We start from the raw sequence: 26,085 nt of genomic DNA on the forward strand, positions 1-26,085 counted from the left end.
TAATTAAGTATATTTACGTAATATATATTAAGATTTATTTTATCGATTGTACAAAAATATAAGAGTTTAGACCTTTATGATAGTTAAATTATAAACTTTAATTCAACAATAAATATTTAAGTTAAGTAATTGTAATATAATATTATCTTCTATATTAGAATAAAAAATTTTATAGAAAATCTCATAGAAGTTTTATAACTATCTATGAGATTTTTTATTATATATTATGTAAAATATTGTTTTGGATTAGTTTAACGAATGTATCTGGAGTTACAATTCTAATCTTGGTATTTTTATTTAATTTAGTTATGACATCATTAACATTATCCATTGTATTACTCCAAACATGAACATATACAAAGGTATAAGAGTTTGGATCTTTAATATTTGTATAGCCTAAATTAATTCTATCGTTAATATTAGAAATCAATTGATTTCCATCTTCTATACCAGCCCAAAGTAAATCACGGCAAGAAATGATAGGTTTATCATTAGACCAAATTATTTTTCCCTTATAGGCATTATTTATATCATAATTCAAGTAAAAAAGAGCATCTATATTAGAATTACAAGTATATTTATCCCATAAATCTTTCTTATAAAAAGTTTCATCATCAAGAATTAACACAGAATGCTCATCAACATTTTTCATATACTAATTAAGTCGTTTAGTATAATCATAATATAGCTTCTATAGATTCATCAATAGCTATGGAATTTTTTAAAGATGCAAGAGTACAAGCGTTATTTATTGAGTCTTCTTTTACACTACTGTATAAAACATATCCATCAACTTCAGATTTAAATTTATATTTTTAAGAATGTCATACATTATCATAAAGGTTGTTGTTCTACCAATTCCAGCTTTACAATGAAAAGTGTATTTATGCATAACTTGGTTTGTGTAAATATAGGAAGTGAATAAAAAACTTCAATTCATTGCAAATTGAAGTTTTTTACTATTTATTTTATTCCTAGTTTATTTTTAGCATCATCAACTAAATTTTTTAAATCTACTCTAGCATCATGTGCCCCTAATGTTAATGATCTTAAACCTTTTATTACTTCATCTTTAGATAAAGTTGCATAATCTTTTGTTTTTTCAGTAAAAGTTCCAGTATAATCATCAACTGCAATAATAGCTTTATCAATAGAAGTTATTACTTCTTGATTATATTTATCAACTTCTGCATTTCCCTTTACAACATTATTTTCTAAGTCTTTCTTAAGAGCTTCTAAGTTTGTTTTTAACTGATCATAAGAACCATTATATTCAGTTATAAATTCATCATATGTATTATCATATGTAAAGTCATCTACATAAATATCATATGTAGTATCAAGAGTATTATTGTTAAAGTAATGATTATATCTTTCAGTTAAGTAATCATAGTATTCTTGATTAGTAGGTGAATTTTTCTTAGTAGAATCATTAGTTGTACTATTATTAGTATTATTATTACCACATCCAACTAGTCCAAATAATAATAAAGATAGTAGCAATAAAGATAATAATTTAATCCTTTTTTTCATATAAAACATCTCCTTAAATTTTTTTATATTTATAGTTTGCTTAAGATATCTATTTATATTCATTTAAAATTTTAATAAATATTTAATCATATATTAAAAAGGAGATATTATATATAGTTTAACACTATGATGTAATATATTCTTTTAATGTTAATAAATAATTAATAATGTAAGTTTATATAATATATATTTATATAAATCACATAAAGAAAACGATTATAAATTTATATGTTAATAAAAAGTTAAAAAAATATTGACAAAAAGTAAATACATGTATATTATGGAAACATAAAATTGAATATACACCTCATTTTATTATGAGGTAGAGGCGCAGAATCTAACAGTTTTTAGTGGAGCTAGAGAGTGTGATGAATCTAGAAAGAAGGAGATTTTGCCGAAGCTTGTAATATATCTCGATATTACTTGCTGGGTCTGCAGTTAAGAGCTGCAGGACTGTCTTAATAAGTTTTCCCAGACTTATTAAGTTGTGCTATCTCAAAGGAGAAAGATGGGGAACTAGTATGAAATCTGGACTAAACCATGGAAGATTAGTTTTTTATATTCATATAATTTTTAAGATAGCACCAGCCCAATTGGGTTGGTTTTTTTATTATAATAAAGGAGAGAATAAAATATGAAAAAAAGATTATCAGCATTAATTTTAGCTGTAGCAACAGCGGCAATAACATTAACAGGATGTGGAACAAAAACTTCATCAGAAAATGTATTTAGAGTAGCGATGGAAGCAGGATATGCTCCGTTTAACTGGACTCAATTAGATGATTCAAATGGTGCAGTAAAAATAGAAGGATCTTCAGAATATGCAGGAGGATACGATGTGGAAATTGCAAAAAAAATAGCAGATTCATTAGGGAAAGAGTTAGTTATAGTTAAAACTGAATGGGATGGATTAGTACCATCACTAATATCAGGAAAAGTAGATGCTATTATTGCAGGTATGTCACCAACAGAAGAACGTAAGGAGACAATAGATTTTTCAGATAATTACTATGAATCAGATTTAGTTATGCTAGTAAAGAAGGGTGGAGCATATGAAAATGCAAAAACATTAGAAGATTTTTCAGGAGCTAAAATAACAGCTCAGCTAAATACTTTCCACTATTCAGTAATAGATCAAATACCATCAGTAAATAAGCAACTTGCTATGGATAACTTTTCAGCTATGAGAGTAGCTTTAGAAAGTGGTGTTATAGATGGTTATGTAACTGAGAGACCAGAAGCTTTAAGTGCTGAAATGGCAAATGAAAACTTTAAAATGGTAGAGTTTACAGATGGTTTTGTTACATCAGAGGAAGATACTACTATAGCAGTTGGTTTACCAAAAGGAAGCCAGTTAAAAGAGCAAATAAATGAAGTTTTAAGTGGAATATCTAAAGAAGAAAGATTAGAGATAATGGATACTGCTATTAAAAATCAACCTGCAGCTCAATAAGTGGGATAGAGTAATATATAATTTTTAATATTTTAAGGAGAGTTTGTCATGAGTCTAGAATGGATAATTAAGATATTACAAAACAACTGGCCAATGTTTTTAAGAGGAGCCGGAATGACACTATTAATTTCTATAATAGGAACATTAATAGGAACACTAATAGGACTTATAGTTGGAGTTATAAGAACAATACCAGTTCCAGAAAAAGGAGCTAAAAAAGGTTTATTAAAAACAATTAATATAATTTTATCAGCTTATATAGAATTTTTCCGTGGTACTCCTATGATAGTACAAGCTATGGTTATTTATTATGGATCAGCAGCGGCTTTTGGAATAGATATAGATAGAATTGCTGCAGGATTATTTATAGTATCAATAAATACAGGAGCATATATGTCTGAAATAGTAAGAGGGGGAATTGTTTCAGTAGATAAGGGACAATTTGAAGCTGCACAAGCAATAGGAATGAATCATTTTCAAACTATGACTAATGTAGTGTTACCACAAGTTATTAGAAATATTTTACCTGCAACTGGAAATGAGTTTGTAATTAATATAAAGGATACATCTGTTTTAAATGTAATATCAGTATCAGAGTTATTCTTCCAAACTAAGACTATATCAGGAAATAACTTTAGATATTTTGAAACATTCTTTATAACATGTATAATTTATTTCATTATGACATTTACAGTTACAAGAATATTAAGAGCAATAGAGAAAAAGTTAGATGGACCTGAAAACTATATTATTGCAGGGAATCAAATGCAAGTTGAAACACCAGAAGATATGGCTAAAAAAGTTCATGGTAGTGTGGTAGCTTAAGGAGGGGTAAAAGATGGAAAGAGTAATTGAAGTTAAGCATTTAAGTAAATCCTTTGGAGACCATAAGGTTTTAAAAGATATAGATTTTTCAGTAAATAAAGGAGAAGTTGTTTGTCTTATAGGTTCATCTGGATCAGGAAAATCAACACTATTAAGATGTATAAATCTTTTAGAAAAACCAACAGGTGGAGAAATTATATACAATAAAGAAAATATATTAGATGATAAGCACGACATATATAAATATAGAACTAAGTTAGGAATGGTATTTCAACAGTTTAATTTATTTAATAACCATAATGTTTTAAATAATTGTATAGTTGGACAAATGAAGGTTTTAGGAAGAAGTAAAGAAGAAGCAGAAAAAGTTGCTATGAAATATTTAAAAATTGTTGGAATGAGTAATTACATAAATGCTAAGCCAAAGCAATTATCAGGAGGGCAAAAGCAAAGAGTAGCAATAGCAAGAGCTTTATCTATGGAGCCTGATGTTATATTATTTGATGAGCCAACATCTGCATTAGATCCAGAAATGGTAGGAGAAGTTCTTAAAATAATGAAGGAACTTGCAGAAAGTGGACTTACTATGTTAGTTGTAACTCATGAAATGGAGTTTGCAAGAGAAGTTTCTGATAGAGTTGTATTTATGAATAATGGAGTAATTGAAGAAGAAGGAACTCCAGATGAAATTTTCAATAATCCTAAAAAGGAAAGAACAAGAGAATTTTTAAAACGTACGTTAAAATAATAGACATAATTATTATATATGATAGTATCTTTTAGTTATGAATGTTTATAATAAATTTAGAAATATGCTATAATATGAATACACGTATAATTGAGAGAGTTTATTTTGGAGGATATATGGAGAATTTATTAACAACAATTGAGAGAGAAAATCATATTAGAGAAATATTTTTAAGTATGTTTAAAGAAGAGGGGATTTCTCAACAGGAATTAGAAAAAGCAATTTGTGAGTCTTATTGTGAAGAGGGTTTTCAATGTGAATCGATAAAAGATATTCCTATAAATGAAATGAAGGAAGCGATAATTGAATGTTGTGAATCAGCAGGATTGGCATTTCAAACCTTTGATGATATTTTAGAATATTTTTATAAAAATAATAATTAGAGATAAATAGCTATTACTTATAGATTTAAGTAGTAGCTATTTTTAATATATTAAAGAAAGAGAAATCCATAAAATAAAGATTGTAATTAAGTAAAAATACGATATTATATAACTATAAATCTAACTAAAGAGAAAATATAAAAAAGAGGGAGTTGTTTGCAAGTATGATTAAAAATAAAAAGACAAAAATAACATTTCATAGTGGTGTTTTAACAATTGGAGGAACAATAATAGAGATTGCTTACGAAGATAGTCACATTTTTTTTGATTTTGGTAGTGAGTATAATCCATCTGCTAAAGTGCAACCAGAAGATTTACAAGGATTATTAGATGAAAATTTAGTACCATATTTAAATAATATATTTGATCCTAAAATACCTTTAATAGGCTATGAGTCAAAAGAAAATACATTTAAAAATACAGCTGTATTCTTATCTCATATTCATTTAGATCATTCTAAAATAGTTAATTACTTAAATCCTGAAATACCTCTGTATACTTTAGAAGGTACAAAATCATTACTAAATACCTTGAATATCAACAATGATTTTATTTTTCCTTTATATGAAAAACAAGACTTTAATACAAGGGAAGTAATTGGAGTTAAAGAAAATGAAGTTGTTACTGTTGGAAAAATAAAAGTAAAAGTTATGCCAGTTGACCATGATGCTTATGGAGCTAGTGGATTAGTAATAGAAACGCCAGATTTAACTATAGCATATACTGGAGATATAAGACTTCATGGATATAGAGAAAATGATACATTAAACTTCTGTAAAGAAAGTGAAAATTGTGATGTATTATTAATAGAAGGAGTAAGTGTTTCATTCCAAGAGTTTGGAGATCCTATAAGAGAGACAGAGGCGATAAATGAACCAGAGCTTATAGAAAAAATAAATGACATAGTTAATAGTAATCCTAATAAGCAAATAACTTTTAATTATTATATATCAAATGTAGAAAGAATCTTAAATATAATTAAGAGCAATCCAAGAACTGTTGTATTAGATGCATATTATTCATATGTGGTAAAAGCGGCAGCTGGAATTGAAACTCATTATTATCAATTAGATGATAAAGAATATGGATTAGATGAAAAATTAAAAGTTGATTTTGAAGAGTTATTAAATGATGAAAGTAAGTATTTCTGGCAACTAGATAAGCTTGCTTTAAAACATATAGATAAACTTAAGGAAAATGGAGTTTATATTCATACTGATGCTCAACCATTAGGGGACTTTGATCCAGCATATGAACCGTTTATAAAACAATTTAGTGATCATAATATAAAATTTGTATTATTGAGATGTAGTGGTCATGCTCGTCCTTATGATTTAATAAAAATAATTAACTTAATTAAACCAAAGCTGTTAATTCCAATTCATTCGTATCGTCCTGAAAAGCTTTATAATGAAAATGGAGATGTTTTATTACCTAAAAAAGGTCAAACAATATAATATATTTAAACCAAAGAAAGTGTAGAGTATTAGGCACATTAAGTTTATCAAAACCTAAACTTAATATTGTCTACTTATTTAAATGGGAAGGAAGATAAGATATGAAGTTAGTGATATATCAAACAAGTGATTTGCATGGATATGTTTATCCAACTAATTATGTAAAAGAGCAGTCACTAGGAATACTTAAAATAGGAAGTTACATATTAAATGATGAAAAAAATTATGATGCATCTTTAAAAGTTGATTGTGGAGATTTAATACAAGGTTCTGCTTTAGCACATTATTTATCAAAGGAAAAGTTGGATAAAAACCCCATATTAGAAGGATTGGAATTTATAGGCTATGATGCTTACGTTATAGGAAATCATGAATTTAACTATGGATTAGAGTACTTAAATAATTCATATAAACTTGTTGAGGATAAAATAATTAATACGAATATTGATGGATTAAATTTAAATACAAAACCATATAAAATATTTAATTTTAATGGATTTAAGGTTGCATGCATTGGATTCACGACATCTTTTATTCCTAATTGGGAGCATGAAAAAAATATAAAAGGGTTAAAATTCTTAGATCCAGTTGAGATGTATGGACGATATGAAAAAGAATTAAAAGAAGAAGCTGATTATATTATAGTATGTTATCATGGTGGGTTTGAAAAAAGTTTAGATGGCAATAATACACCAACAGAAAAACTTACTAAAGAAAACCAAGCAAGTGAACTATTAGAAAAATATGATTCAATTAATATGGTTTTAAGTGGACATCAACATAGATCATTTATTACTAAAATAAATGGAGTAGTTTGTGCACAACCTCTTCATAATGGACAAAAGTTTAGTAAAATCATATTAGATACAGAAACTAAAGAAGTAAATTATGAGTTAGTAGATGTTTCATTATTAAATGATGAGATTAATAAGAAATTAGAAAAAATATTTAATAGTGTTGAATTAAACTTAAAAGATTACTTAGATAAAGAAATTGGTGAATTTGATAAAGATATACTTATGGATGATATTTTTGAAGCAAGATTAAAAGGACATCCGTTTATTAATTTTTTACATCAAGTGCAATTAGAAGCTTCTGAGGCAGAGTTTTCAGTTTTATCATTATTTGATAGTGCAATTGGATTTAAGAAAAATGTATCTATTAGGGATGTATTAATAAATTATCCTTATCCTAATACTTTAATGGTTTTAAAAGTTAGGGGCGATAAATTAAAAGAAGCTATTGAAAAGGCTGCTACATATTTTGTAATTGATGATGGAAAAGTAAAAATTAGTGATGGGTTCTTAGTTCCAAAAGTTCAAAATTATAATTATGATACTTTTGGAGGTCTTGATTATGAAATTGACTTATCAAGAAATTTTGGAGATAGAGTAGTTTCTATGAAAAAGGATGGTAGGAGTATTGATTTAGATAAGTATTATAATGTTGTTATGAATAATTATCGTGCTACTAATACTTCAATTTATCCATCTTATGAAGGTGCTGAAGTTGTTCGTGAAATTAATGTTGATATAAGTGAGCTTATAATTAACTATTTTTTAAAACATAACAATATAAAAATTGTTGAAAAAAGTAATTATATAATTAAATAATAAATTTTGCTGTATCAAGAGTAAGGTGATACAGCATATTTTTTAGGTGAAGCTAAAGTTTTATTAACTTTGTAAGATTATATTAATAATATTTAACATAGATTTTACATTCAAAATGTAAAATAAATGATATTATTAATTATTATGTAAATATTTGGGGTAATGCATACCAATGTAATTACAAGAGAAATTGATATGGAGTGTGTTGAGTATGGAAGAGCAACGAATTATAATAGGCTTAACGGAAGCGGAAGTATTAGAGCGAAAAGAAAAAGGTCAAATTAATTTTGTAGAAGAAAAAAACGTAAAATCAAATTGGGAGATTATAGCGGGTAATGTATTTACATTATTTAATTTGTACAATTTCCTTATTGCTATTGCTTTAATGTCTGTTGGAGCATATTCTAATTTAGCATTTATTTTAATAATTATATTAAATATAAGCATTGGAAGTTTTCAAGAAATACATGCAAAGAATATGGTAGCTAAGCTATCAGTACTTACTGTATCAAAGGTTGATGTAATAAGAGATGGAAGAGAAAAAAGTATAAGTGTTGATGAAGTAGTTCTAGATGATATAACTATATTAAATATGGGAAATCAAATTTCTTCAGATTCAGTTGTTATTGATGGGAAGATAGAAGTAAATGAATCTCTTCTTACTGGAGAATCAGATACAATAGTAAAGATGCCAGGTGATAAGTTATTCTCTGGAAGTTATGTTGTTAGTGGTAAATGTTATGCTAAAGTTGAAAAAGTAGGTAAAGATAATTTAGCAGCAGAAATTACATTAAAGAGTAAAAAACATAAAAAGGTAAACTCAGAATTACTAAACTCTATGAGAAAAGTTACAAGACTTACAAGCTTCATAATAATACCAGTAGGAGTACTATTATTTGTACAGGCGTTCTTCTTTAGAGATCAAGTAATAAAAAGTTCTGTAGTAACAACAGCAGCGGCATTACTAGGAATGCTACCAAAGGGATTGGTTTTATTAATTAGTATATCTCTAGCAACTGGTGTAATTAAGCTAGCAAAGAAGAAAGTACTAGTACAAGATTTGTATAGTGTTGAGACATTAGCACATGTAGATACATTATGTCTTGATAAGACTGGTACTATTACTGAAGGTAAGATGAAAGTTTCAAATGTTGAAATCTTTAATGAAGAAATAATGCCAATTTCAATAGAACAGGCTTTAAGCGCTTTTGTTAATGAGATAGGAGATAACAATGGTACTTTTCAAGCTTTAAAAGAGCATTTTAATGGAAATGATAATTTTGACGTTGATTATAAAAATCAATTTTCATCTGAAAGAAAATGGAGTTCTATTTCGTTTAAGGGTATAGGTTCTATAATAGTTGGAGCACCTGAAAGATTAATAGCGAAAAGTGCTTTTGAAATGAAAGAGAACATGATAGAGGCACAAAAGCAAGGAAAAAGAGTTCTTCTTGTAGGGGTTTCTAAGGAGGTAGTAGAAGATACATTACCAGAAATAGAAATTATTGCTGCAATAGAGTTAGCAGATCCATTAAGAAAGAATGCAAAAGAAATGCTTGGGTTCTTTAAGGGGGAAGGTGTAACTGTAAAGATAATTTCAGGTGATAATCCATTGACTGTTTCTAGTATAGCTAAGCAAGCAGGATTAGAGGAGTATGAGTCATATATTGATTTATCGACTATAAAAAATGATGATGAAATAATAGATTTAGTAGATAAATATAGTATATTTGCAAGAGTATCGCCAAATCAAAAGAGTTTATTAGTGCAAGCATTACAAGCAAAAGGTCATACTGTTGCTATGACAGGTGATGGAGTAAATGACGTTATTGCATTAAGACAAGCAGATTGTAGTATAACATTACCGGAAGCAAGTGATGTAGCAAAACAAGTTTCACAAATTGTTCTTTTAAATTCTGACTTTAGTGTTTTAAAAGATGTTTTAATGGAAGGAAGAAGAGTTGTAAATAATATTACTAATGTTGCTACAATATTCTTTATAAAAACATTGTATTCAGTAATGTTATCAATATTAAATATTATAACTTGTACAGCTTTCCCATTTATGCCAATACAAATTACATTAGTGGATCTTGCTATTGAGGGATATACATCATTCTTTATATCATTTGAACCTAATGGAAAACAGATAAAGGAAAAATTCTTGAAAAGCGTATTGAAAAATTCGTTCCCATATTCTGTGGTTATAATAATAAATATTATATGTTTATATTTCTTAGCTCCAGCCTTAGGTATAGCAGAGGATAATATGACTACATTAATGTATTATATGATTGGATTTACTAGTATTTTAGCTGTAGTAAGAGTATGTAGACCATTTAATAAAATGCGTGTATTTTTATGTACAACAACAGCTATAGGATTTTTTGTAGCAACAATTTTATTTAGAAATTTACTACATTTAAGTAAGTTAGGAATACAAGAGCTAATAGTATTTTTAATACTGGCTATATTAAGTACAATTTTAATTTTAATAAAAAATTATTTAACAAGAGTTAAATAGATATATAATTATATTCAATAAAAAATGTATTGATTTTTAATCAATACATTTTTTATTTTATGTAATAAGAGAATTAGATGAAACTTTCTCTAAATAGGAGCGATCTATAATTTTATAGAATTTACCGTTTTTAACTAATTTATTTGTGCTACAAAATAAATTAATTATTCTTAATAAATGTCTATAGCTTGTACATAAAAGTTCGGCACATTCTGTTAAGTTGTAATAGAAAATTCCATCCTTTTCAGTTTTTAATATAAAAGAGGCCAGCCTACTTTCTAATGATTCATAAAGGTTGATACATGTAGTATTATTCATATAGCTAAGTCTTTCACCTAGGTTTTGACAAATATATCTTAAGAATATCACATCATTTAAAAGCAAATCCCTATATTTCATTGATATACCAATACAATAAGCTTTGGATGTAGCTTGAACTGAGGCTGTAGGAGGCTTATTCCATAAACTACAGGTTTCGCCTACGATTTCAAAAGAATTAAAAAGAGTTAGAGACATTATTTTACCTGAAGTTGAGTGAGAAAAAACTTTTAGTTTTCCACTTACTAAAAAATATAGATAATCGGAACATTCACCTTCATTAATTAAAAAATCTCCTTTATTTAAAGAAAAAAGTTCTAATAAGTTACTAATATCTTGTGAAAATAGTTTGGAAATACCAGTGTTATTAACATATTTATCTAATAATTCTTGGTTTTTAACATTTATCATAGTTCCTCCCAATAAGTGAGTAAATTAATAATATTGTTCGTTTATTTATATTCATAATTTTAACATACAGCAAAATATATAACAATAAGTTCTAAAACTAAGAAAAATAAGGAAATACAGAAGGTTTGTAAAAATAAAATTTTACAAATACCTAATTAATATTTATTAAAATATTAAATTACTTTATATAATTTATCTAGATAAAATGGAATTATTTAAGAAAAAAACGAATATTAAAATAGGAAACTAAAAAAATATACAGTTTTTTCGCCAAAATATGACTTATGTCATATTTTTTAATGTATATAATTATTATAATTAAATTAACAAATGAACTATAGGAGATGAAATAATGAAAAAAATAATAACTTCTTTACTACTTATTATGACAACATTTCTTTTTGCTGGATGTTCTAATTCAGGAAATGATAAATCAGCAGGAAGTCAAGGTACTGATGGAGATTATTCAAAATTAAATATAGCTTTAATTTCAGATACAATTGGAACAGAACAATTTATTCTTCAAGCATACGAAGCTTTAAAAGAAGCAAGTGAAACTTACGGCTTCAAGATGACATCTATTGAATGTACAGATATTGCTGCATGGGAAGAAAATACTCTTGCTGCATCTAATGAAGGATATGATTTAATAATAGGAATTGGATGGCAAGCAGCTGATCCATTTAGTGATGCTGCAGATAAATTTCCAAATACAAAATATGCTGTAATTGATACAACTGCATCTAATGAAAAAGTAACAAGCTTTGGGTTTGATGAAGCACAAGGTTCATATGTTTTAGGAGCAATGGTTGGAACAGCTTTCCCTAATGAAAGTGTATATGGATATATCTCATCATTCCAAACACAAGCTACTTACAAATATAGATATGGATTTGCTGAAGGTGTAAAATCTGTTAATCCAAATGCTAAATTTATGTACAACTATACTAATTCATACAATGATACTAACTTAGCTTATGAATATACATTACAACAAAAGGCTGCAGGAGCAAACTTTATATTTGGTGGAGTATCTGCTAGTGCAAACTCAGGTATATATCAAGCAGCTCAAGAGTTAACTAAAAAAGGTACACCAGTATATACAACTGGATTAAGTGTTGACCAAACAACTTCTGAAAATCCAAGTATTATTAGTGGATTATTAAAGAACACTGGCGCTGTTATGAATACTATAATTGATAGATTCTTAGCTGGTGAATTAAATGGTGGAGCACAACTTCTTGGATTAAAAGAGGGTGCATTTGGTGTTGTTGGTGTTTCTCCAGAAGAAATGAATTATAGAAATACTGAAATTATAACTGATGAAGTTATAGCAGCTGGTAAGGCAGCAGCAGAAAAGATTATTTCAGGGGAATTAGTAATAGAAGTTCCTGAAGAGTCTGCAAACTAATTAGAGTATAATTTATATTTAGTGTACTTAATATAAGGGGCAGAGGCAATTTTTGCTTTGCCTCTTATTATATTCCAGATTAATTTAGAAAAGGAGTAACTTTGACATGCTTTTAGAAATGAAAAATATTGTTAAGACCTATGGTAATGTAGTAGCTAACAACAAGGTTAATATTAATCTTAATAAAGGAGAGATACTAGCTGTTGTTGGAGAGAATGGTGCAGGAAAGTCTACTATAATGAAGATACTTTATGGATTAGAAAAGCCAGACTCAGGAGAAATATTTATAGATGGTAAGAAGATGAATTTTCATAATCCATCGGATGCAATGAAACAGGGAATAGGAATGGTTCAACAACACTTTATGCTTTTTGAATCAATGACTGTTGCAGAAAATATTGTATATAAAAACGAAATGAAAAAAGGAATATTTTTTGATTATAGAAAGAATATTCAAATGGTAGAAGAGCTTTCAAAGCGTTATATGTTAGATGTAGATCCAAATGCTATTGTTGAGGAATGTCCTGTTGGACTTCAACAACGTGTTGAAATATTAAAAACTCTTTATCAAAATGCAGATATTATAATTTTTGATGAACCTTCTGCAGTTCTTACTCCTATTGAAGTAGATGAGCTTTTAAAAACTATGAAACAGTTAGCTAAATTAGGTAAAAGCTTAATAATTATAACTCATAAGCTTCATGAAGTTATGGAAGTTGCAGATAGAGTAGTAGTAATGAGACTTGGAGAAGTTGTTGCTGAAAAATTAAAGAAAGATACAAGTATAGAAGAGTTATCTTATTTAATGGTAGGAAGACAAATCGCTAATAGAGTAATTCCTGAAAAGGAAACTAAAGAACAGCTTTTAGAGGTTAAAAACTTAACTTTAAAGGGTGAACATAATAAAAACATCTTAAATAATGTTAACTTACATATTAAAAAAGGTGAAATAGTAGGTATTGCAGGTGTATCTGGTAACGGTCAATCTGAGCTTATTAGATGTATAACAGGATTAGAGAAGGTTGATAGTGGTAATGTAATTATTAATAAAAATGATATCACAAATAATACTGTAATGGGTATAAGAGAAGCTGGTATTGCTCATATTCCAGAGGATAGATATATGTGGGGAAGTGCACCGGAGGCAACACTTGCTGAGAATGCATTAATGGGATATGAAGATAGTGAAGAATTCTCTAAAAAAGGAATTTTAAATATTAATAAAGTTACAAAGCATGCTGTAGAGTTAATTTCAAAATTTAGAGTTAAGGCTGATTCACATACACAAAAAATAAAAGAGCTTTCAGGTGGAAATGCACAAAAACTTATCGTTGCAAGAGAAATGTCTATGAAGACTCCACTTATTATTGCTTGTGAACCTACAAGAGGGATTGATATAGGAGCAATAGAGTTTATTCATGATCAACTTGTTGCAAAGAGAAACAAAGGAGATAGTGTATTATTGGTATCTTCAGAGTTAAGTGAGATTATGGACTTAAGTGATAGAATTTATGTAATTTATGATGGGGAAATTGTTGGTGAATTTAAAAGAGGAAGTATTGATGAAAAGGCATTAGGTCTTTTAATGGTAGGAGGTAAGAATAATGAAAAGTAAAAGCTCGTTATCAGGAAGTATTACAAAAAGTAAACTTTCAACTATATTTGAACCATTAAAACATCCTCTACAAGCTATTGTTGTTGGATTATTAATAGGTGGTGTAATTATTGCACTTTCTGGATTTAATCCTTTTGAAGCAATTATAGGAATGTTTAAAGGTGGATTTGGATCAACTTATTATTTAACTACAACATTAACACGTTCTATTCCTATTATATTTGCTGGTCTTTCTGGAGCTTTAGCTTGGGGATCTGGTTATTCAAGTTTAGGTGCAGCAGGGCAAATGGTTTTAGGTGCTTTCACTTCATCAGTTGTAGCTGTAATATGTCCAGGACCGCCAGCTTTTGTTGTTGCAATGTCTCTTATTACTGGGGCTTTAGTAGGAGTTTTATATTCACTTATTTCAGCCTATGTAAGTGAGAAATTTAAGTTAGATTTACTTATTATAACACTTATGATGAACTATATTGCTGATTATATAGCTTCTTATTTTACAACATATGTCGTAAAGGATCCATTAGGTTTAGATTCTTCAGCAATTCAAACTCAAAAGTTAACAGATAATATTTTACCTAAAATGTTTGATGGGTATTCGTTACATTGGGGATTTGTAATTGCGGTTATTTGTGTTTTAATTGTACTTTTCATAATGAAGAGAACAAGTTTTGGATATAAGGCAAAGATGGGTGGTTTAAACCCTAATTTTGCTAACTATGGTGGTGTTAATAGTACTAAGATGATGTACTATGTATTAATGCTAAGTGGAGCATTAGCTGGACTTGGAGGAGCATGTGAAGTTTTAGGAACAAGATATCGTTATGTCGATAATATGATTACATCTCCAGGTTATGCATGGACAGGTATTATAGCCTCATTAATGTCAAGCAATCATCCAGTTGGTATTTTAGTAAGTAGTATTTTCTTAGCTGGTCTTACAACAGGGGGAAGTACTATCGAGCGTAGTATGGGAGTACCATCTGAAGTAACAACGATCATTCAAGGAATTATCACTTTATTAATTACTGCAAAATTTGCTGTGAAGTGGTATAAGAAAAAACAAAATACAACAGATAAGGAAGGAGTACAATAATGGAGTTAAGTGTAGATTATTTAGCAGTGGTAGCTAATTCCACTCTTCGTATGATGACACCTATTTTATTAGTTACATTAGCTGCAGCTATATGTTCTAAGGTACGTATTTTTAATATTGCAATGGAAGGAACTATGCTAACAGGCGCATTTTTCAGTATTGTTGCAAATCATTACACTCATAATGTATTTTTATCTGTTCTTGCAGGTGCAATTAGTGGAATGATAGTATCTGCTATTGTAGGATTTTGTATAATTAAATTAAAAGCATCTCCTGTTGTTGTTGGTATGGCAACTAACACTATGATGGGAGGAGTTACAACATATTTACTTTATATAATTTTTAAAACAAAGGGAGTATTTACTGATCCTAGTTTAGTAAGTCTTCCAAAAATTGATTTACCTATTATTAAGGATATTCCTGTATTAGGGACTATTTTTTCAGGATTAACATTTGTTGATTATTTAGCATTTATACTAGCTATAGGAATGTATATATTCTTATATAAGACAGTATTAGGATATAGATTACGTGCTATAGGTATAAATAAAGAAGCTGCAAGAAGTCTTGGTACTCCAGTAGAGAAATATCAATTCCTTACAATAAGTTTATCGGGAATATTATGTGGATTAGGTGGAGTTCTTCTTTCTATGGGAACTGTAACACTATTTATGCAAAATATGACTTCAGGACGTGGATATATTGCTATGGCTGCTAATAATTTAGGAAAGTCTCATCCAATAGGAGTTCTTTTATCAAGTTTATTCTTTGGATTCTCACAAGCAGCAGGAAATGTACTTCAAAATACTTCTTTAAAAACACAAATTACAGCTTCTATTCCTTATGTAGCAACAATTGTTGCACTTATATTATTTAGTATACAAACTAAAAGAAATAAGAAAAAGAAGATTAAGTAGGTGTAGAATATGAAGTTTTTACATTTATCAGATATTCACTTTTTAAGAGAGTATCCAAAAGCTGAAAAAGGCTATAATTCTATTTTTAATAATATGACAAGTCCTTTAATACAGATAAGAAAATCTTTAGAACAAATAGACTTAAGTAAAATAGATTTTGTTATTATAACTGGAGATTTAGTGGAATCAGGAAATTATGAAGATTATGTAATTTTAAAAAGTGAATTAGAAAAATTATTAGGTAATACTCCATATATACTTACTTTAGGAAATCATGATAATAAAGAGGCTTTTTATAAGGGCTGGTTTAATAAAGAATGTAATGCTCCTTATAATACTGTTAATGAAATAGGTGAATTAAGAATAATTAGTTTTGATAATTCACAGTATAAAAATAGTGATGGATTTATTTCAGAGGAGCAGTATGAGTGGTTAGAAAATCAATTAGAGGGTAGCACTAAAAAAGATACTATTTTAATGATTCATCATCATCTTATAAAAGATCAATTTACTACACCAGCTGTTAGTTATGATGATAGATTTGAAAATATAATAAGAGAAAGTTCTATAATTGGAATTTTTGCTGGTCATACTCATCATCCTTTTAAAGGTTGTTTTGCAGAGAAGCCTTATTTCTCTACAGGTAGTCTTAGTTTTATAGGATATGATGAGAGTAATGGTATTGTAAGATTTGAGGAAAGTGCTAAGTTTAATCTTTGTACCTATGAAAATGGCAAAATATCAGTAGAGGTAATTTCAGCTTTAGATGATAGTAAATTGTTGGGAGTAGTTAATTTCAGAGAATAAAAAATAAATTAATATTTACAAAAGATGATTTCTAATATTAAATAGGAATCATCTTTTTTTAGTCTATTAATAATAATTGATATTATCAACTATTTGAGTATAATTGATAGTATCAAGTATTAAAGAGGTGTTTTTTATGAATAAGTTAGATAAGTTTATAAATGAATTATGTGGAATATTTAATAATGATAGGCAAATAAATGATGAGTTAGAATCAGGAGAATTAAAACATCCAAAGGCAAAGCATATAAATGGTGTTTGTAATGATAAGATAACTAATTTACCAAATGATTTTTCAGGATATTTTGTTATTGAAGAAAGTTATTATGAACAAGGAAAATTTAAAAATATTCTTCCACACCTATTCTTATTTACAGTTAATGAAGATGATAATATAGTTTTAACTTCTTATGAAATTCCAAGTAATATCTCAAAAGAAGAATTTAGAAATGATAATGAAAACTTAACAATGGATTATAAAGAGCTTAAAGTTTCTTCTAAGTTTACTCCTATGATTTACAAAGAAAAAAATAATGCGTATGAAGGAGAAAGTATTAGCAATTTTACACCAGAAACTGAATTTACTTTAAGGGAGAAAATTGAAAATGGTAAAATGTATGTAAGTGAAGTTTTCAGAAAGAATGGTAAAATTACTTTTGGATTTGTTGATCCAATAGTTTATGAAAAAATAAGTTAATATTAGAAAAGAGGAATATGATTGTCATATAAAATATTAGGTAAATATTTATCAGATTTAAATAGAGACTTTATAAGATATTCTGAATCAAATCTATCGGAATATGGATTAACTCTTAATATGTGGCGTTGCATGATAATAATAGAAAATAATAGAGGCTGCAATTTGAAAGACATAGCAAAAGCATTAAATGTAGATAGTGCAATTATAACAAGAAATATAAAAAAGCTTGAAGATTTAAATTATGTTATAAAAGTAAAAAGGGATAATGATAATAGATTTTTTGATTTATGCCTTACTGATAAAGGATTAGATATTCTTAAGTTAATTAATGAATATCATGATAAATGGTATGAAAAAATAACTCATAATTTTAATGAAGAGGAAGTTAGTAATTTAATTAATATGCTTAATAAGCTTTGTAGTAATATTTAAATAAAGAGTCTAGTAACAAATGTTACTGGACTTTGTTCGTAATGTAGAAAATTAAAGATTATTAATAAGAATTTTGCACAAACTTTTTATAGGAGTAATTGGAGGTGTAAAATGAAACTTGCAACAATTAAAAATCTAAAAAAGTATTATGGAGATAGATTAATATTAGATATAGATAAATTTGAAATAGAAGAAAAAGATAAGATAGGGATTGTAGGTGAAAATGGAGCGGGAAAAACAACATTACTGAAAATTTTACTTGGAGAAATAAAAGCTGATGAAGGTTCGGTAAATTTAACAGATAGTTATTCATATATAAGCCAAATAGATGAGGGATATACTATTTGTAATAATAGTAAGATGAAAAAAGTTTTTAGCGCTCCTGATGAATATGAAGACTATTTATCTGGAGGAGAAAAAGTAAAGATTAGAGTAGTGAGTGCGTTAGAAGAAAATACAAGCCTTATTATAGCAGATGAACCTACTTCTAATTTAGATAGTGAAAGTATTAAAGTTTTAGATAATATGTTTAAAAAGTATAAGGGAGCATTATTAATAGTTTCACATGATAGAAAATTTTTAGATGATGTATGTAATGAAATTATAGAGATAGAAGAGGGAAAACTAAAAATATATAAGGGTAATTATAGTAAATATGTAACTTTAAAAGAAGAAAATCATAAGAAACAAAAAAGAGAATATGAAAAGTATATACATGAAAAGGATAGATTAGAGCGTGTAATAAATGAAAAAGAAGTACTTAGAGATAGAATAAAAAAGGCCCCTAAGGGAATGGGAAAATCAGAAGCAAAAACTATTAAAATGGGAGATCAAAGAGGAAAAAAACATATTGAAAACAATATAAAATCAATAGAAAAAAGAATAGAGCATATGGAAGTTAAGGCACCACCTAAGAAGAAAGAAAGGATTATAATTAATATAAATGAAGGTGCTGAAATTGCTACTAAAAATTTAATAGAAATTAAGAAATTAAAGTTACTAGTAGAAGATAAAATTTTAGTTAATGAAATTAATTTAAATATAAGAAATGGAGATAAAATTGTACTAATTGGAGCTAATGGGTGTGGGAAAACCACTTTATTAAGACGAATTTTAAGCAATGATTCAAAAGAAATAAATATATCAAGCAATGTTAAAATAGGATACTTTGATCAAAAACAAGATATTTTAAATAATGAAAAGAGTATTTTAGAAAATATAAAAGAAGATTCTAAGTGGGATGATAGCTTTATAAGAATAAATTTAAGTGAGTTTGGGTTTAAGAAAGATTCTGTAAATAAAATGGTAAGTGAATTATCGGGTGGAGAAAGAGTCAAAGTAGCTATATGTAAAATAATATTATCTGACAATAACTTATTAATATTAGATGAACCAACTAATTATTTAGATATAAAAACTATAGAAGCGTTAGAAAATGCTTTAGTTAATACTAATAAAACTTTATTATTGGTATCACATGATATAGAGTTTATATCTAATGTATGTAACAACATAATTGAGATTAAGGATAAGGAGATAAAGGAATTTGCAGGAACTTATACTGAATATATTAAGAATTTTAAAAGTATTAGAAGGAATTCAGAGAATAAACATTTAGATGATGAAATATTACTTCTTGAGAATAAATTATCGGAGGTGATTTCTCTTTTATCAATAGAAACTAAAGAAGATAAAAAGGAGAAACTTAATAAAGAGTATTTACAACTTATAAATTCTTTAAGAGAAGTAAAATTAAAAAGAGAATCTTAATTTATGATAATATTACAAAACACTAATGCTATATTGTCTTATTTATCTTTATAAATTATACTGAATTTATAAAATATATGAATATATAAAAGGGAAATAATGATGATGGAAGAAAAAGTGAAAAATAAGATTTCAATTCCTCGATATCAACAAATAGCAATTGAAATTGCTTCGAGGATTTCTACTGGACAATATAAGGTTGGTGAAAAGATATATGCACGTTCATCTATAGCAAGTCAGTATGGTGTTTCTTCGGAAACCGCAAGGCGTGCAATTTGTATATTATGCGATTTAGAAATTGTTACATCAGAAAAGGGAAGTGGAGTTATAATTAAATCATATGAAAATGCGGTTAACTTCATTAAGCAATATAGTAAGCGCCAAACTATTGATACTATAAAAGAAAATTTACTAAAAAGCATAGCACGTCAGCAAAAAGAAATGGATACTTTAAATGAATGTTTATCTGATTTAATTGTAGCATCAGAACATTTTAGATCAATGAATCCATTTATGCCATTTGAAGTAAAGATAACTGCAGAATGTTCTTATTTAAATAAGACTGTATCAGAAATTCAATTTTGGCAACACACAGGAGCTACTGTGCTTGCCATTGGTAGAAAAGGAAATGTAATTAAATCGCCAGGACCATATGCTATATTATTAGAAAATGATATTATATATTTTCTATCACAAGATGATTCCTCACAAAGAGTGAAGGAGTTTTTATATCCTATAAAATAATAAGAGAGTTTTAAAGTGCTCAAGGCTAAAAATAGTCTTGGGCACTTTTCTATTATTTGACAAAGTAACAACTTTGTAATAAAATGAGGTTGTTACTTGGTAAAAGGAGGAATGAAATGATTAGATTTAAAAATGTCACAAAAAGATACAAAACAAAACAAGTATTGAAAGAGATTAATTTAACAATTAAAAAGGGAAAGCTTGTTACAATTATTGGGGAAAGTGGTTGTGGGAAAACTACTTTATTAAAAATGATAAATAGATTAATTAAACCTTCTAGTGGATTTATTTATATTAATAACAAAAAAATACAATCAATTGATGAAGTCATGTTAAGGAGAAATATAGGGTATGTTATACAGCAGACTGGTTTATTTCCTCATATGACTATTAGAGAAAATATAGAACTTATTCCTAAGTTACAAAAAGTAGATTCAGAATTAAGTGGTGGACAACAACAACGGGTAGGTGTTGCTAGAGCGTTTGCTAATAATCCGGATATTATTCTTATGGATGAGCCATTTTCAGCACTAGATCCAATGACAAGATCAGATTTGCAAGATGAGCTTGTTGAATTACAGTCTAAATTAAAAAAGACTATTGTATTTGTTACACATGACATGGATGAGGCAATTAAAATTTCAGATATGATTTGCATAATGAAGGATGGAGAAGTATTACAATACGATACTCCAGAAAATATATTGAGGAATCCAGTTGATGAATTTGTTTCTAATTTTGTAGGTAAAAATAGAATATGGTCATCTCCAGAATATATAAAGATTTCAGATATAATGATTGATAAGCCAATTACAGCATATAAAAATTTATCTGTTTTTAAGTGTATTGATAAAATGCGTCAAAAAAAGGTGGACAGCCTTCTTATAATTGACCCTAATAATCATAAATTAATTGGTATCGTAAAGGCAAATAAGCTTAGGGGAATTGAAGATAAAACACAGGCTGTAGAAGAGTTTATGAATAAAAATTTCCCAACTCTTTTCATAAATCAATGTATTTTAGATGCTTTAAAGGTGGTTACAGAAGAGCATATATCTACTGTTCCGGTTGTTGATGATGCTTCACATCTAGTAGGTTTAGTAACAAGAAGTAGCCTAGTTACAACATTAAGTCAACAATATTTTGATTATGAGGAGGAGGAATTTATATGAGTTTATTACAATACGCAATTGATAATCAAGCACAAATATTATCATTATTAATAGAGCATATAAAGTTGACAGCAATTTCTGTTGGGGTAGCAATTTTAATTGGAGCACCTCTAGGAATTTTCATTTCATATACTTCTAAAGCTAGCAAACCTATTTTATGTATAGCCAATATTATCCAAGCTATACCGAGTATGGCACTACTTGGATTTATGATACCACTCTTAGGTATAGGAACAGTACCAGCAATAGTTGCAGTTGTTCTTTACTCTCTTCTTCCTATTATAAAGAATACAATTTTAAAATTGGTGATGTAGTAACTTTAGATGGTGTGCCAAGATATACAGCCTTAGTTAATAATGAGGTAGATGTTGTTGATGCATTTGCAACTGATGGTTTATTAAAAAAGTTTAACTTAAAAATTCTAAATGATGATAAGGGATTTTTTCCACCTTACTATGCAATGCCTATTATAAGTTCAGAGAAATTAGAGGAATTCCCAGAAATAGAAGGAGTTTTAGAAGAGTTAGGTGAAGTTCTTACAAATGAAGTCATGATGGAACTTAATTATAAGGTAGATGAGTTACAAGAATCACCTTCGAAAGTTGCAAAAGATTTTCTTGAGAGTAAGGGTATGATATAACAATTAATTATTAAGGTTAAAATCATGTTTTTATATACAATTAATAGATTGACAATGTATAAGGCATACTATAATATATTAATATAAATGATAGATTTCAGAAAAAAGAGAGGTATTTTTGTGAGTGTTTAGTATCAAATAGTTAATTTTATATTGATTCCCGAAAATTATGGTATATTTATACCTTTATTTGTTGTGGAATTAATTATAACTAATTGATACAAGTCCACGAATTTACTTCAATGGTAGTAGTCTACCTTTATTTAAAGTTGAATTTTAAGCTGTGGAAGTATCCACAGCTTTTTTTATATTTAAGCTAATGAAATCTATCATGATTTCGTTGACTTGTATTTAGATTTGATACAAGGAAGGAAAAATAAAAATGGATATAATGACATTAGAAAAATTAAATTATAATGAATTAAAAGAAATAGTTAAGGGATATTGTGTTAGCGGTTTAGGAAAAGCACTTATTGATAAATTAGAACCAAGTAGTAACTTAAAAATTGTTAATAGAAGATTAGATGAAACTTCAGAAGGTAGAAGACTTATAGATGCTTCATATCATATACCTTTAGTTGGAATATTTAATGTATTACCTTATATAGATAAAATAGAAAAAGGCTCATCTTTAGATCCAGAAGATTTGGCAATTATGTGTGATTTTTTAAGAGGATGTAGAAAAGTAAAGTCATTTATTAAAGATAAAGAAGGATATGCACCAACATTAAGTAGCTATGGAGAAAGTATAACAGATCTAAGCTTTATTGAGGAAGAGATAAATAGGTGCATAAGAGGCTCAATAGTTGATTCTAATGCAAGTAGAGAACTTAAAAAAATTAGAAGAGGCATTGATGAGTGTGAGAATAAAATAAAAGAAAAGTTAGATAGATTCTTAAAAAATACTGAAAACAAACAATATATTCAAGAGTTCTTCATAAGTAAGAGAAATGGAAGATATACAATTCCCATAAAAGCTTCATATAAAAATTATGTACAAGGAACTATTATTGAATCATCGTCAAAGGGAACAACTGTTTTTATGGAACCAAGTACAGTTTCAAGGTATACTTCAGAGTTAGCTATTTTAAAAGCAGAAGAAAGTGTAGAAGAATATAAAATATTAGGTATGCTTACTGAACTTATTAATGAAAAAATAAGAGAAGTGAAAATTAATATAGAAGTAATAGCTGAATATGATATGATTTGGGCTAAAGCTAAATATAGTAATGATATTGAAGGAATTAAACCTAGGTTAAATGAATATGGATATATAAAAATAGTTGATGGAAAATATCCATTAATAAAAAATCCAGTACCACTTAATTTTGAAATAGGTGATGATTATAGAACACTTATAATAACAGGTCCAAATGCAGGAGGAAAAACAGTAGTTTTAAAAACGGTAGGAATATTAACACTTGCAGTACAGTCAGGATTCCATATACCAGCTAAAGAAGGAACAGAAATTTCTGTATTTAATAAAATATTTGTTGATATTGGAGACAATCAAAGTATAGAAAATGCTCTAAGCACTTTCTCATCTCATGTTAAAAATTTAGCTAAAATAATAAAAGAAAGTTCAAAATCTACACTTTTATTATTTGATGAAATAGGAAGTGGAACTGAGCCAAATGAAGGAGCAGCACTAGCAATAGCTATTTTAGAAGAACTATATCATAAGGGTTGTATCACAATAGCAACTACACATTATGGTGAAATTAAGAATTTTTCACAAGAGCATAAGCATTTTGAAAATGCAGCTATGGAATTTAAAAAGGATACTCTTGAACCTTTATATAAGCTTCATATTGGTAAAAGTGGTGATAGTAATGCACTTTATATTTCTAAGAAAATGGGTATTCCTGATTCTATTATTGAAAGAACTAGAAAGTATATAGAAACTAAGAATTATAATTATGATGTAATAAATAGTAGTAAAATTATTAAAAAGAAAGAAGAAATAGAGGAAGTTGATTTAAAACATAATTATTGTATTGGTGACAAGGTGATTCTTTTAGATAACAATGAAAGTGCTATAGTTTATAAGGAGTTAGATGAATTAAACAATTTAACTGTTTTTTATAAGAAAGAATTTATTAAAGTTAATTATAGGAGGGTTAAGTTAGAATTAACAGCAAGTGAGTTGTATCCTGAAGGATATGATTTAAATCAAATTTTTATAAGCTATAAAGAAAGAAAACTTGATCATGATATTATACGTGGTTCAAAGAAGGCATTAAAAAAAGTAAGAAAAACTTCAATATAAGTTATATTAAAAAGTGTGTAAATTCTAATTAAGGAATTTACACATTTTTATTTTGTATACAGATGTTAATTAAAATTTTACAAAAATATAATTTGAAGGCCCAATATTTCTATGTTAAAGTACTATGTACAGAAATGAAGTTTAGAATTTTAAATAATAAAATTTCATTAAATATATCATGAAAGTAGGAAAGTTTTAAATGAATATATTAAATCAATTTTGGGCACCAAGGGATGTATATGAACCAACAGGAATGCTTACATCTAATCATATGATATTATTAATATTATCTTTGATTGTATTAAGTGTATTGATATATATTTCTAGAAAAATAAATAATGAACAAATAAAAAAATTAACTAAGAGTATGGCAATATTTATTACTATATTAGAAGGTATTAAAATATTCTTTAATTTTTACATGGGATATACTTGGATAAATACATGGGTACCAATATCATTTTGTTCTATATTTATATATGCATTATGGTTAAGTGGATATGGAAAAGGTAAATGGAAAGAAAAAGGAGAAGCTTTTATTGCTGGAGTATCTATAGTAGCGGGAACAACTTATTTATTGTTTCCGTCAACATCATTAACAGTTTATCCAATGTGGCATTACCTTTGTATATATAGTATGTTATTTCATACATTAATGATTTATATGGGGATTTTATATTTATTTAAGTTAGAAATTAAGTTAGAAAAAATTAGATTTAAGGAGTTTGCTAAGCTTTATTGTTTTTTTGCTGGTATTGCCATTTTTCTTAATCATTTTTATGGAAGTAATTTAATGTTGCTAAAGAAGCCATTTAAAATTCCAGTATCTTTTTTACATAAATTATTTAATTCAGCTCCATCATTATATACAGTAGTACTGTTCTTTGTTTATTTATATGTACCTTATTTTGTTACAATGCATTTAAATAATTTTATAAACAGAAAGAGAATGATAAAGCTAAAAGAAAATTATAATTTTATTATATAGTTAAATTATTATGACCGAGACTGATAAGAATTTGCCACTTTGCTGGTATGTTATCAGCAATATTTAAAGCATCCAGTTCATTTAAAGGACGATGATAGTTATATGGGTGAGGTCTTAAAAAGTTATAATAAGCAACCCAAAGAGAGAATCCATAAAGAGCACCTTCGTCACTTCCATAGCCACAAGTAACTCTATAGGAAGCTTTGAAGGTACGATTTAAACGCTCTACTACTTGCTTAACCCAACGGAATTCTTCAGATAC

General features: G+C 27.5%; 23 protein-coding genes, 3 pseudogenes and 1 riboswitch. Of the genes and pseudogenes, 20 read left to right on the forward strand and 6 right to left on the reverse strand.

Features of this window, described 5'->3' with window-relative positions; all coding sequences use genetic code 11:
* Positions 1 to 217: 217 nt before the first annotated feature.
* The 4 genes and pseudogenes from Q0Y03_RS04175 to Q0Y03_RS04185 all read right to left on the reverse strand — a co-directional run bounded on the left by Q0Y03_RS04175 (position 218) and on the right by Q0Y03_RS04185 (position 1,533).
* Positions 218 to 652, reverse strand: a complete 435-nt coding sequence (locus tag Q0Y03_RS04175; RefSeq protein WP_297712564.1) for a hypothetical protein — start codon at positions 650 to 652, stop codon at positions 218 to 220.
* Positions 653 to 677: 25 nt separating this feature from the next.
* A complete protein-coding gene (locus Q0Y03_RS15515; protein ID WP_363318710.1) occupies positions 678 to 752 on the reverse strand; it encodes a hypothetical protein in 75 nt (24 codons plus the stop codon).
* Positions 753 to 781: 29 nt separating this feature from the next.
* Positions 782 to 910, reverse strand: a pseudogene (locus Q0Y03_RS04180) (hypothetical protein); the annotation flags it as partial.
* Positions 911 to 963: 53 nt separating this feature from the next.
* On the reverse strand, positions 964 to 1,533 hold the full coding sequence (locus Q0Y03_RS04185) for a hypothetical protein (RefSeq protein WP_297712565.1): 570 nt from the start codon (positions 1,531 to 1,533) through the stop codon (positions 964 to 966).
* 315 nt (positions 1,534 to 1,848) lie between these two features.
* A riboswitch (Lysine riboswitch) is annotated at positions 1,849 to 2,034 on the forward strand.
* A gap of 133 nt (positions 2,035 to 2,167) precedes the next feature.
* On the opposite strand from Q0Y03_RS04185, the gene Q0Y03_RS04190 reads away from it, so the two are divergent.
* The 7 genes from Q0Y03_RS04190 to Q0Y03_RS04220 all read left to right on the forward strand — a co-directional run bounded on the left by Q0Y03_RS04190 (position 2,168) and on the right by Q0Y03_RS04220 (position 10,536).
* Positions 2,168 to 2,986: a transporter substrate-binding domain-containing protein gene (locus Q0Y03_RS04190; RefSeq protein WP_297712566.1), complete on the forward strand. Its 819-nt coding sequence runs from the start codon at positions 2,168 to 2,170 to the stop codon at positions 2,984 to 2,986.
* 48 nt (positions 2,987 to 3,034) lie between these two features.
* Positions 3,035 to 3,811: an amino acid ABC transporter permease gene (locus Q0Y03_RS04195; RefSeq protein ID WP_297712567.1), complete on the forward strand. Its 777-nt coding sequence runs from the start codon at positions 3,035 to 3,037 to the stop codon at positions 3,809 to 3,811.
* A gap of 13 nt (positions 3,812 to 3,824) precedes the next feature.
* A complete protein-coding gene (locus Q0Y03_RS04200) occupies positions 3,825 to 4,559 on the forward strand; it encodes an amino acid ABC transporter ATP-binding protein (RefSeq protein WP_297712568.1) in 735 nt (244 codons plus the stop codon).
* A 116-nt stretch (positions 4,560 to 4,675) separates the two neighbouring features.
* Entirely contained in the window at positions 4,676 to 4,942 is a 267-nt protein-coding gene (locus Q0Y03_RS04205) for a hypothetical protein (RefSeq protein ID WP_297712569.1), read from the forward strand.
* 164 nt (positions 4,943 to 5,106) lie between these two features.
* Positions 5,107 to 6,399 (forward strand): MBL fold metallo-hydrolase, encoded by a 1,293-nt coding sequence (locus Q0Y03_RS04210; protein WP_297712570.1) that lies wholly within the window; start codon positions 5,107 to 5,109, stop codon positions 6,397 to 6,399.
* Positions 6,400 to 6,500: 101 nt separating this feature from the next.
* Complete coding sequence (locus tag Q0Y03_RS04215) at positions 6,501 to 8,012, forward strand: bifunctional UDP-sugar hydrolase/5'-nucleotidase (RefSeq protein ID WP_297712571.1); 1,512 nt, start codon at positions 6,501 to 6,503, stop codon at positions 8,010 to 8,012.
* A 211-nt stretch (positions 8,013 to 8,223) separates the two neighbouring features.
* Positions 8,224 to 10,536 (forward strand): cation-translocating P-type ATPase, encoded by a 2,313-nt coding sequence (locus tag Q0Y03_RS04220; protein ID WP_297712572.1) that lies wholly within the window; start codon positions 8,224 to 8,226, stop codon positions 10,534 to 10,536.
* Positions 10,537 to 10,593: 57 nt separating this feature from the next.
* Here Q0Y03_RS04220 and Q0Y03_RS04225 read toward each other — a convergent pair whose 3' ends face one another.
* Positions 10,594 to 11,265, reverse strand: coding sequence for a cyclic nucleotide-binding domain-containing protein (locus Q0Y03_RS04225; protein WP_297712573.1), 672 nt, complete (start codon positions 11,263 to 11,265; stop codon positions 10,594 to 10,596).
* Positions 11,266 to 11,617: 352 nt separating this feature from the next.
* Between Q0Y03_RS04225 and Q0Y03_RS04230 the strand changes: the two genes are divergently transcribed.
* The 13 genes and pseudogenes from Q0Y03_RS04230 to Q0Y03_RS04290 all read left to right on the forward strand — a co-directional run bounded on the left by Q0Y03_RS04230 (position 11,618) and on the right by Q0Y03_RS04290 (position 25,823).
* Positions 11,618 to 12,676, forward strand: coding sequence for a BMP family ABC transporter substrate-binding protein (locus Q0Y03_RS04230; RefSeq protein WP_297712574.1), 1,059 nt, complete (start codon positions 11,618 to 11,620; stop codon positions 12,674 to 12,676).
* Between the two features lie 106 nt (positions 12,677 to 12,782).
* Positions 12,783 to 14,291 (forward strand): ABC transporter ATP-binding protein, encoded by a 1,509-nt coding sequence (locus Q0Y03_RS04235; protein WP_297712575.1) that lies wholly within the window; start codon positions 12,783 to 12,785, stop codon positions 14,289 to 14,291.
* On the forward strand, positions 14,281 to 15,384 hold the full coding sequence (locus Q0Y03_RS04240; RefSeq protein WP_297712577.1) for an ABC transporter permease: 1,104 nt from the start codon (positions 14,281 to 14,283) through the stop codon (positions 15,382 to 15,384). Before Q0Y03_RS04235 ends, Q0Y03_RS04240 begins: the two co-directional genes overlap by 11 nt.
* Positions 15,384 to 16,301: an ABC transporter permease gene (locus Q0Y03_RS04245; protein ID WP_297712578.1), complete on the forward strand. Its 918-nt coding sequence runs from the start codon at positions 15,384 to 15,386 to the stop codon at positions 16,299 to 16,301. Before Q0Y03_RS04240 ends, Q0Y03_RS04245 begins: the two co-directional genes overlap by 1 nt.
* Before the next feature lie 9 nt (positions 16,302 to 16,310).
* Positions 16,311 to 17,108, forward strand: coding sequence for a metallophosphoesterase (locus Q0Y03_RS04250; RefSeq protein WP_297712579.1), 798 nt, complete (start codon positions 16,311 to 16,313; stop codon positions 17,106 to 17,108).
* A gap of 136 nt (positions 17,109 to 17,244) precedes the next feature.
* A complete protein-coding gene (locus Q0Y03_RS04255; RefSeq protein ID WP_297712581.1) occupies positions 17,245 to 17,805 on the forward strand; it encodes a hypothetical protein in 561 nt (186 codons plus the stop codon).
* 21 nt (positions 17,806 to 17,826) lie between these two features.
* On the forward strand, positions 17,827 to 18,240 hold the full coding sequence (locus Q0Y03_RS04260) for a MarR family transcriptional regulator (protein WP_297712582.1): 414 nt from the start codon (positions 17,827 to 17,829) through the stop codon (positions 18,238 to 18,240).
* A 111-nt stretch (positions 18,241 to 18,351) separates the two neighbouring features.
* A complete protein-coding gene (gene cplR, locus Q0Y03_RS04265; RefSeq protein ID WP_297712583.1) occupies positions 18,352 to 20,010 on the forward strand; it encodes an ABC-F type ribosomal protection protein CplR in 1,659 nt (552 codons plus the stop codon).
* Between the two features lie 117 nt (positions 20,011 to 20,127).
* The gene (locus Q0Y03_RS04270; RefSeq protein ID WP_363318709.1) at positions 20,128 to 20,754 is read left to right on the forward strand and encodes a TrkA C-terminal domain-containing protein; all 627 of its coding nucleotides are present in this window, start codon (positions 20,128 to 20,130) and stop codon (positions 20,752 to 20,754) included.
* A gap of 116 nt (positions 20,755 to 20,870) precedes the next feature.
* On the forward strand, positions 20,871 to 21,926 hold the full coding sequence (locus tag Q0Y03_RS04275) for an ABC transporter ATP-binding protein (protein ID WP_297712585.1): 1,056 nt from the start codon (positions 20,871 to 20,873) through the stop codon (positions 21,924 to 21,926).
* Positions 21,923 to 22,566 (forward strand): annotated as a pseudogene (locus tag Q0Y03_RS04280) (glycine betaine ABC transporter substrate-binding protein). The gene Q0Y03_RS04275 and the pseudogene Q0Y03_RS04280 overlap by 4 nt, the downstream one beginning before the upstream one ends.
* Positions 22,567 to 22,948: 382 nt before the next feature.
* Positions 22,949 to 24,835, forward strand: coding sequence for an endonuclease MutS2 (locus Q0Y03_RS04285; protein ID WP_297712586.1), 1,887 nt, complete (start codon positions 22,949 to 22,951; stop codon positions 24,833 to 24,835).
* Positions 24,836 to 25,034: 199 nt separating this feature from the next.
* Positions 25,035 to 25,823, forward strand: a complete 789-nt coding sequence (locus Q0Y03_RS04290; protein ID WP_297712588.1) for a YwaF family protein — start codon at positions 25,035 to 25,037, stop codon at positions 25,821 to 25,823.
* Here Q0Y03_RS04290 and Q0Y03_RS04295 read toward each other — a convergent pair.
* Positions 25,816 to 26,085: pseudogene (locus Q0Y03_RS04295) on the reverse strand (transposase); the annotation flags it as partial. The gene Q0Y03_RS04290 and the pseudogene Q0Y03_RS04295 sit on opposite strands and share 8 nt — an antisense overlap.

Source organism: Clostridium sp., from assembly GCF_026168755.1.
Classification (GTDB): Bacteria; Bacillota; Clostridia; order Clostridiales; family Clostridiaceae; genus Clostridium.

Coding starts and splice junctions, on each gene's coding strand:
- Q0Y03_RS04225 (WP_297712573.1), bottom strand. CDS start 11,265: ATGATAAATGTTAAAAACCAAGAATTATTAGATAAATATGTTAATAAC.
- Q0Y03_RS04275 (WP_297712585.1), top strand. CDS start 20,871: ATGATTAGATTTAAAAATGTCACAAAAAGATACAAAACAAAACAAGTA.
- Q0Y03_RS04205 (WP_297712569.1), top strand. CDS start 4,676: ATGGAGAATTTATTAACAACAATTGAGAGAGAAAATCATATTAGAGAA.
- Q0Y03_RS04250 (WP_297712579.1), top strand. CDS start 16,311: ATGAAGTTTTTACATTTATCAGATATTCACTTTTTAAGAGAGTATCCA.
- Q0Y03_RS04230 (WP_297712574.1), top strand. CDS start 11,618: ATGAAAAAAATAATAACTTCTTTACTACTTATTATGACAACATTTCTT.
- Q0Y03_RS04185 (WP_297712565.1), bottom strand. CDS start 1,533: ATGAAAAAAAGGATTAAATTATTATCTTTATTGCTACTATCTTTATTA.
- Q0Y03_RS04240 (WP_297712577.1), top strand. CDS start 14,281: ATGAAAAGTAAAAGCTCGTTATCAGGAAGTATTACAAAAAGTAAACTT.
- Q0Y03_RS04245 (WP_297712578.1), top strand. CDS start 15,384: ATGGAGTTAAGTGTAGATTATTTAGCAGTGGTAGCTAATTCCACTCTT.
- cplR (WP_297712583.1), top strand. CDS start 18,352: ATGAAACTTGCAACAATTAAAAATCTAAAAAAGTATTATGGAGATAGA.
- Q0Y03_RS04255 (WP_297712581.1), top strand. CDS start 17,245: ATGAATAAGTTAGATAAGTTTATAAATGAATTATGTGGAATATTTAAT.
- Q0Y03_RS04215 (WP_297712571.1), top strand. CDS start 6,501: ATGAAGTTAGTGATATATCAAACAAGTGATTTGCATGGATATGTTTAT.
- Q0Y03_RS04210 (WP_297712570.1), top strand. CDS start 5,107: ATGATTAAAAATAAAAAGACAAAAATAACATTTCATAGTGGTGTTTTA.
- Q0Y03_RS04195 (WP_297712567.1), top strand. CDS start 3,035: ATGAGTCTAGAATGGATAATTAAGATATTACAAAACAACTGGCCAATG.
- Q0Y03_RS04220 (WP_297712572.1), top strand. CDS start 8,224: ATGGAAGAGCAACGAATTATAATAGGCTTAACGGAAGCGGAAGTATTA.
- Q0Y03_RS04175 (WP_297712564.1), bottom strand. CDS start 652: ATGAAAAATGTTGATGAGCATTCTGTGTTAATTCTTGATGATGAAACT.
- Q0Y03_RS04235 (WP_297712575.1), top strand. CDS start 12,783: ATGCTTTTAGAAATGAAAAATATTGTTAAGACCTATGGTAATGTAGTA.
- Q0Y03_RS04285 (WP_297712586.1), top strand. CDS start 22,949: ATGGATATAATGACATTAGAAAAATTAAATTATAATGAATTAAAAGAA.
- Q0Y03_RS04200 (WP_297712568.1), top strand. CDS start 3,825: ATGGAAAGAGTAATTGAAGTTAAGCATTTAAGTAAATCCTTTGGAGAC.
- Q0Y03_RS04190 (WP_297712566.1), top strand. CDS start 2,168: ATGAAAAAAAGATTATCAGCATTAATTTTAGCTGTAGCAACAGCGGCA.
- Q0Y03_RS04290 (WP_297712588.1), top strand. CDS start 25,035: ATGAATATATTAAATCAATTTTGGGCACCAAGGGATGTATATGAACCA.